Origin of the sequence: Bacillus cereus (assembly GCF_002561295.1) — a bacterium.
GTDB classification, from domain to species: Bacteria; Bacillota; Bacilli; order Bacillales; family Bacillaceae_G; genus Bacillus_A; species Bacillus_A cereus_S.
Window position 1 is genome coordinate 1 of sequence record NZ_NTUG01000082.1, and the last position, 7,429, is coordinate 7,429.

A 7,429-nucleotide genomic window follows, 5' to 3' on the forward strand; every position below is an offset into this window, starting at 1 on the left:
AAATTCTTGGTCCATTTTTTTATCCCGCATTAACGGGTAGTTTCATTTTATTGGAATAATAACACACGCGCTGGTGATGCATCTGTACCCATTAGTTTTAATGGAGCTGCAACCATAAAGTATGTTCCCGCTTCTACTTCTTTAAATGTTAATCCTTCGATTACAATAATATCGTGTGCAAATAGTGTTTTATGGGTTGGGTGACCTTCTTGGGCACGTTCAACACCTAATGCATCAATACCTACACCGCGAATACCTTTTTCAGCAAGCAGTTTCGCACCGCTTTCAGCTAAATAAATAAAATCGAAGTTAAATCCTTTATCAAAGGAGTTCTTTGTTTTAAATAAAACAAAATCTCCTTTTTGAATATCGAAATCTTTCAGGTCTTCAGCAGTAATGCCGCCATCAACATGCATCAGGTCAAAAACCTTAGCTTCGCCTACTAATTTCTCAATATCAAGTGTTTCAAACGTGTCTCCGTCATTTATCATATGCAAAGGTGCATCAATGTGCGTTCCTGTATGAGCATCCATTTTTAATGTGGATTCTGTTACATGAGCGTTTGTAACTTTGGAAAGTTGAGGCTGTTTTTCCGGTTTGTTTTTATATACAGGCATTCCTTCGTAAATAGGTACTGTAATATCATATACTTTTTTCATAAGAAATTCCCCTTTGGTTAGATTGAGTAGTCACTATCATCTGAAATTGGCCACCAATGGAAGCCGTTTTCTGCAAGCAAATCATCAGAAGCTTGAGGTCCCATTGATCCTGATTCATAAGTAAGTAAATCGGTTGATACATCCTGTTTCCATGCTTTAGAAATAGCATCAACAAATTTCCATGATAACGCTACTTCATCCCAGTGAGTAAAGTTTGTTGCATCGCCTTGAATTGCATCATATAGCAGCTTCTCATAAGCTTCTGGTGTATTTACTCTGTCTACGCAGTCATTGCAGTAATCAAGTTTAAATGGTGTCGTCTTTTCAGAAGTACCGATTTTCTTACCGTTTAAAACAAGAGAAATTCCTTCATCTGGCTGAATATGAATAATAAGCAGATTCGGATGAACGCTGTTTTCTGATTTAGAATATAAATTCATTGGCAATTCTTTAAACTGAATAACGATTTTTGTTGATTTCTCTTGCATGCGTTTACCCGTACGAATGTAGATCGGCACACCAGACCAGCGGAAATTGTCTATTAATAATTTACCCGCCACAAATGTTTCCGTTCTTGAGTTTGGATCCACTTTATTTTCGCTTCTGTACCCAGGAACTTCTTTTCCGTTGATTGTTCCTGGTCCATACTGACTTCGCACAAAATATTGATCCACTTCTTCTACTGCTATTGGCCTTAGTGCACGTAATGCTTTAATTTTTTCGCTTCGGATTTCTTCAGTTGTTAAACGAATTGGCGGTTCCATTGCCAGTAAAGCAACCATTTGTAACATATGGTTTTGTACCATATCTCTTAAGGCACCGGAATTGTCATAATAGCCTCCACGATCCTCTACACCTAAAGATTCACTGGATGTAATTTGAATATTAGAGATGTATCTATTATTCCACAATGATTCAAATATTGCGTTTGCAAAACGAATAACGCCAATGTTTTGAACCATTTCTTTTCCTAGATAATGGTCAATACGATAAATTTCATCTTCTGCAAATGCGTGACGAAGTTCTTCATTTAGTTTTTGTGCGGATGGCAAGTCATGTCCAAAAGGCTTTTCAATAATCAATCGATTCCAGCCGCTTGAATTTGTCACGCCCTCTGATTTCAAGTAAGAAGCAATTGTTCCAAAGAATTCAGGAGCCATCGCCATATAATACATTCTGTTTCCTGGAATATTGAATTGTTCTTCAAGGTTAGTAATTAATGCATTCAAATCTTGGTATGAAGCAGTATTCGTAACATCAAACGCTAAGTAGCGGAAATGAGTTAAAAATTCATCTAAATCATTCCCAGGTTTAATTTTTGACTCTTGAATAGAGGATAATACATTTTCACGAAATACATCGTCACTCCATTCACGTCTCGCTACACCAACAACAGCAAAATTTTTAGAGAGCTGTCCTTTTTTATATAGGCTATAGATCGAAGGGAATAATTTTCTCTTTGCTAAATCACCTGTTGCTCCAAATATAACCATAGTGCAATGTGTATTATCATTCTTGTTCACTGGGTACCCTCACCTTTATTAATGTATAAATAGTATCTTAGAAGAGTTTAACATAATTCGAAAGAAGCCTCCTACTTTTAAGTATGTATAGGAAAGTAAGAATAAATCTTTTAAATTATTTTAGGGTGAAGATTATAGGGAATCAAAAGAAAAGCATGAAATCATTAATACAATGTAATGTAGTTATTTTGAAGTTGGCGTAATGAGAAAGAAATAAAGTGAAAATTCCGTCAGTGGGAATCTTATTGCCCATGAATATTGGGATAAAAACCTGCAATTGTAGGAGTTAAGACGGAAAAGTGGGGAAACTAGGAGAGCCGATAGATTTTTGGTACAACGAAATACATTGTGCTATGATATGAGGAAATATAGAATAAAGCCATGTAAAGGAGGTTTTTTTTTGCCGCATATTGTATTTCGTGGAATTACTACTGAGCAATTAAAGAGTATAAGTAAACCATTAGTAGAAGAGCTCGCAGAAATTTGTGAGTGTGGTACGGATAATTTTACGTTGGAACTACCACGTTCTACATTTGTATACAATGGGGAAGAAATAGGGGCATTCCCTCTTATTGAAGTAAAATGGTTCGAGCGTGGACAGGAAATTCGTGATCGATTTGCCAATGCCATTACTACATGTTTAATGGATTTTGGACTTCCTGAAGTAGAGGTTGTGTTTACGGTTTTCACAGAGTCAGCGTATTATATTAACGGAAAGCATTGCGCAAGTTAAGGCTTTTGTCACATTTATCCCGCATTAACGGGCAGTAAGACCCCCCACCTCAAGATTCAGAGAGAAACGAATGTCCAGCTCCAACGTCCTACGATTNNTTAAAGTTTCACTTTATAAGCTTAATACATAGGAGGAAATATATTATGATCGTAACAACAACTTCTACTATCCAAGGGAAAGAAATTATTGAGTATATTGATATTGTAAACGGCGAGGCAATTATGGGGGCGAATATCGTCCGTGATTTATTCGCGTCTGTTCGTGACGTTGTCGGTGGTCGTTCTGGTGCATATGAAAGTAAATTAAAAGAAGCACGCGATATTGCGATGGAAGAGATGAAATCTCTTGCGAAGCAAAAAGGTGCGAATGCAATTGTTGGCATTGACGTGGACTATGAAGTAGTGCGTGAAGGGATGTTAATGGTTGCGGTAAGTGGAACAGCTGTCCGTATATAATGGTAAAGCCGTGCTGGGTGCACGGCTTTTTTGTATGGTTGTTTATCGAATGTTGTAGTCCCGCCGATATCTTGTGTCAAATCACCGATATTTCTTGGGAAATGGCGGGAGCCTCGTCGATATATAGGGAAGACATTAGAGCGATTCCTTGCAACTCCGAATTTTTTTCAATAACTCTTCATATTTTTGCTCAAGAAGTGCAACATCATCGTGGCGACCTGGTATGGAAATACGTCCGATAATTTCTGTTAGTTTTGTTTGCAATCGTAATAGTTCTTGTGCGGTGGTGTTGACAGAAATTTGTTCTGTTCGCTTTGTATATTGATCATAATTCCCGTGGAAGAGTCGTGGTTCCGTTTCATCGATGTGCAAAATATGATCTGCCACGGAGTGAATAAAGGCACGGTCATGGCTAATGAAAAGGACGGTGCCAGGATACTCTTGCAACATGTTTTCTAGTTCTTCTTGGGTTGTTAAATCCAAATAGTTTGTTGGCTCATCAAGCAGAAGCGTATTATAGTTTCCTAAAAATACTTTTGCGAGCGCTACTTTTGTCCGCTCGCCACCGCTTAATACGTGCACAGGTTTATGCACATCTTCGCGCCGAAACAGGAGGCGGGCTAATATTGTACGGACAAAAGGTTCCGTGTAATTTGTTTCTTCCATTACGTTTTCTAAAATTGTTTTATCCGTTTTTAAGATGGATAATGTCTGTTCAAAGTATCCGATTTTGCAGCTTTTTGAAAGCTGGATGCCGCGCTCTTTTGCAAGAATCAGTTTGAATAATGTTGTTTTTCCACTTCCGTTTGCTCCTAAAATAGCAAGTTTTGCCCCAGGAGCAACATTGCCATTCATATTTTGAAACAGTGTGCGTTCACCTAGTTTTTTCGTTACTTTATTAAACTGTATAGCTGTTTTACTGTGAATAGATGCATGATATTGTACATCAAACTGAGATTGCGAAAACTCTTTTGGTTTTTCTTTCTTTTCTAGTTTTTCAAGTCTTGTTTCTAATGCTTTTGCCGCTTTGCTAACATTCTCTTGGCCGTGGGCAGCACTTAATTTATAAAGTTTCGATTCAGAAGAACTATACCGAGTTGGAATCTTTGACATACTAGAAGCACGCTGCTTTCGGTGTAAAATAGACTGTTCTAAACGTTTCTTTTCTTGTACATATTGGTCATATTCCGCTTGTTTTTGTATTCTTTCACGTTCTTTTTGTTCACGATAATTTGAATAATTCCCTTTATATTCACGAACTATGCCATCTTCAATTTCAATAATTTTTGTGCAAATCGTATCTAGAAAGGAACGGTCATGGGAGATTAGAACGAGTGCGCCTTTATAGGATAAGAGTGCTGTTTCTAATTGTTCTGTACCATACATGTCTAAATGACTTGTCGGTTCATCAGCAAATAAAATAGATGCCTCCTGCTCGAGGGCGTGAGCGATCTTTAAGCGCATTCGTTCACCACCACTCATTGAATCGGAAACATTTGAAATGTTCCACTTTCCTTTTGCAAGGGAAGAAGCAGTTTCTAACGCATCTTCGCTAAATTGGGGAATGATGGCGATAGAGCCGTGATGCGTAACTGTACCTTCATCAGCTTCTATTTCTTTGCTTAATATTTGTAATAACGTAGATTTTCCAGCACCGTTAACCCCAACGATTCCGATGCGATCATGTGCCTGTATTTCAAGTGATGGTAATGTAAATATAGTGCGGTCACCAAAGCCTTTTTCAATATTACGTGCGAATAAAATAGTCATAAAAAAACCTCCCTAGTTTCACTAGAGAGGATAGATGACGTCCATATATGTAAAAAAATGTACAAAAATAAGCGATGCACATATTTTTACATGATCACGATAAAAGAAAGTATCGACAAATGGACAGACTAATCCTCTTCTAGTTTTCATCATTTTGTTTCACTATTTGTGATGGATGATTAAAAAAGAGAATTAGAACTTCATTGGCCAGGTTACCTTCCTTTCATAATGTTGCTCTTATTGTATGCTTATATAACCAGAATTGTCAAACTAATTAATTGGTATTTTTTTGAAATGTTCATTGTATAATTTTATTTTTGCTAATGCTTCTTTATCATTTAAAATTTCACCTGGCGCATTGGCATCACCGATAATGTAGCCTTCAAACGAAGAGCCAACAAAATCAAATATATACTGAAACTGTGCGATAAGCGGCAATGCTTTTAACTTTGGATTATCTCCGCCAACAATGACAACATACATCTTTTTGCCTTTCATCTTTTCTTTAAAATGAAGGAGTGTATCACGTAAGCTTTGTGACCAGCGATCAATAAAGTTCTTCATATGTCCGCTCATTCCATACCAATATAGGGGTGTGGCAAAGATAATTGTGTCGTGTTTTAGCATTTGCTCAATTAGATTTTGGTAGTCATCATCAACAGGCTGAAATCCTTCTGCATCATGACGTTGGTCTGCAATGGGGTGTACGGTATAATCTTGTAAATATACTTGCTCTGCATCGACACCATTAATCATTATGTGTGTAAGAGCTTCTGTATTTCCATTTGGACGAGAACTTCCGTGTATGACGAACATATGCAATCATTCCTTTTCTTTCGCTTGTTTTAGGAGTGAAACATGCTTTTGTAAATTCGTTTGGATGTTGGAGAGCAGTGAAATTTGTTTTGTTACTTCGGCTAATTTTTCTTCGTAAAGTGTAAGGATGCTACTGCAAGGATTTTCGTATAAATGTGGTTCAATTTCTAAACAGCGCAGCATTCTTGCAGTTTCTTCTAAATTTAAGCCAAGCTGTAAATATATCTGAATAAGTTCCACCTTTTCAATGGAACTTTCCTCGAAATCACGATAACCATTTGTAAGTCGTTTTGAAGGTAGCAACCCTTTTTCTTCATAATGCCTAAGCGCGCGTTCACTGACTCCAGTTCGCTTTGCTAACTCTCCGATTCGCATTGTGTTTCACTCCTTTCGTATATATTGTAAACCTTCACATTAATGTGAAGGTCAACTCTGTTTTTGTGCAAATGATTGAACATGATCCAAAAAGACTTGAATGGCCTTAGAGGGGATAAAATATTTACCGCGAACGATGGAGAAAGGGCGGATGAGTTTTTCGTTTGGAACTTCGACATGGAATAGTTCTCCTGCCTGCAATTCTTTTCTTACAGTCCAGTCAGAAAGGATGGCGATGCCAAGCTCAGCAGCAACAGCCTCTTTCACACTCTGAATGCTACTGAAGGTAAAGAAGCGCTTCATTTTTAAATGGTGATGATGGATAAAGCGATCGCTATAGGCACGTGTGCCAGAGCCAGTTTCCCTTAGAACCCATACTTGATCCTGAAGAGAAGCTTCGTTGATTGTATGCATGCTCAGAAGAGGGTGATTTGGTGGAACAACAAGTTTCATTTCATCTTCCATAAAGGTCTCTACATCTATATCAGTGTATACGACTTGACCTTCTACTAAGCCGATGTCGATTTGGTTAGAACGAAGACTTTGGAGAACTTCTTCTGTATTAGAGATGAATGTATGTACTTCTACGAGCGGGTTTTCATTGGCATAGCGCGCCAATATTTTCGGAAGCAAGTATTCACCGATTGTAAAGCTTGCGCCGATGCGAAGTGTTCCTGTAACAACGTTATGTAGTTCGTTAATTTCTTGTTTTGCTTCTTCATAAAGAGACAGTATTTGCTTTGCATGGATATACAAAATGTTACCAGCCTCTGTCACTTGGACATGCTTTGGGGATCGCTGAATAAGAGTAGTACCAAATTCGTTTTCTAAGTTACGAATATGCATGCTGACACCAGGCTGTGAAAGATTGAGTAATTCTGCCGCGCGTGAGAAATGCTTTTGCTCTACGACGGTCACAAATATTTTTAAAATATCAACGTTCATTATGTTCACCCCTTTGTTTTAGAATTGGCTGTGGCTTAAAGTCTTAGCTGATCAGAGCTGAACGAGCCACTTCTGCTTTTAAGTGGTATCCAGCTCCAGCGGCAAGAATGGTCGGTGGCTTCGCGTCTTCCTACGAGGCAAAAAGGCGCCTCT

8 protein-coding genes are annotated in these 7,429 nt (G+C 38.0%); 2 read left to right on the forward strand and 6 right to left on the reverse strand.

Annotated features, from left to right (window positions below; translation table 11 throughout):
• Positions 1 to 47: 47 nt before the first annotated feature.
• Positions 48 to 659, reverse strand: coding sequence for a cyclase family protein (locus tag CN373_RS24840; protein WP_000758425.1), 612 nt, complete (start codon positions 657 to 659; stop codon positions 48 to 50).
• 17 nt (positions 660 to 676) lie between these two features.
• Positions 677 to 2,152 (reverse strand): glucose-6-phosphate dehydrogenase, encoded by a 1,476-nt coding sequence (zwf, locus tag CN373_RS24845; protein ID WP_002058811.1) that lies wholly within the window; start codon positions 2,150 to 2,152, stop codon positions 677 to 679.
• A 430-nt stretch (positions 2,153 to 2,582) separates the two neighbouring features.
• Between zwf and CN373_RS24850 the strand changes: the two genes are divergently transcribed.
• Both CN373_RS24850 and CN373_RS24855 read left to right on the forward strand, forming a co-directional pair.
• On the forward strand, positions 2,583 to 2,915 hold the full coding sequence (locus CN373_RS24850) for a DUF1904 family protein (protein WP_001120263.1): 333 nt from the start codon (positions 2,583 to 2,585) through the stop codon (positions 2,913 to 2,915).
• A gap of 143 nt (positions 2,916 to 3,058) precedes the next feature.
• The gene (locus CN373_RS24855) at positions 3,059 to 3,370 is read left to right on the forward strand and encodes a heavy metal-binding domain-containing protein (RefSeq protein ID WP_000637524.1); all 312 of its coding nucleotides are present in this window, start codon (positions 3,059 to 3,061) and stop codon (positions 3,368 to 3,370) included.
• Positions 3,371 to 3,505: 135 nt separating this feature from the next.
• Here the strand turns inward: CN373_RS24855 and abc-f are convergent, their stop codons facing one another.
• From abc-f to CN373_RS24875, 4 genes are all read right to left on the reverse strand, one after another.
• Positions 3,506 to 5,140, reverse strand: coding sequence for a ribosomal protection-like ABC-F family protein (gene abc-f / locus CN373_RS24860; protein ID WP_098360369.1), 1,635 nt, complete (start codon positions 5,138 to 5,140; stop codon positions 3,506 to 3,508).
• A 270-nt stretch (positions 5,141 to 5,410) separates the two neighbouring features.
• Complete coding sequence (locus CN373_RS24865; protein ID WP_000497591.1) at positions 5,411 to 5,956, reverse strand: flavodoxin family protein; 546 nt, start codon at positions 5,954 to 5,956, stop codon at positions 5,411 to 5,413.
• A gap of 6 nt (positions 5,957 to 5,962) precedes the next feature.
• Positions 5,963 to 6,331: a MerR family transcriptional regulator gene (locus CN373_RS24870; protein ID WP_001219180.1), complete on the reverse strand. Its 369-nt coding sequence runs from the start codon at positions 6,329 to 6,331 to the stop codon at positions 5,963 to 5,965.
• A gap of 51 nt (positions 6,332 to 6,382) precedes the next feature.
• Positions 6,383 to 7,276, reverse strand: coding sequence for a LysR family transcriptional regulator (locus CN373_RS24875; RefSeq protein WP_001099962.1), 894 nt, complete (start codon positions 7,274 to 7,276; stop codon positions 6,383 to 6,385).
• Positions 7,277 to 7,429 lie beyond the last annotated feature (153 nt).

Excerpts from the sequence above, each read along its gene's own strand:
- CN373_RS24840 (WP_000758425.1), bottom strand. The coding sequence starts at position 659 with ATGAAAAAAGTATATGATATTACAGTACCTATTTACGAAGGAATGCCT.
- CN373_RS24865 (WP_000497591.1), bottom strand. The coding sequence starts at position 5,956 with ATGTTCGTCATACACGGAAGTTCTCGTCCAAATGGAAATACAGAAGCT.
- CN373_RS24855 (WP_000637524.1), top strand. The coding sequence starts at position 3,059 with ATGATCGTAACAACAACTTCTACTATCCAAGGGAAAGAAATTATTGAG.
- zwf (WP_002058811.1), bottom strand. The coding sequence starts at position 2,152 with ATGGTTATATTTGGAGCAACAGGTGATTTAGCAAAGAGAAAATTATTC.
- CN373_RS24870 (WP_001219180.1), bottom strand. The coding sequence starts at position 6,331 with ATGCGAATCGGAGAGTTAGCAAAGCGAACTGGAGTCAGTGAACGCGCG.
- CN373_RS24875 (WP_001099962.1), bottom strand. The coding sequence starts at position 7,276 with ATGAACGTTGATATTTTAAAAATATTTGTGACCGTCGTAGAGCAAAAG.
- abc-f (WP_098360369.1), bottom strand. The coding sequence starts at position 5,140 with ATGACTATTTTATTCGCACGTAATATTGAAAAAGGCTTTGGTGACCGC.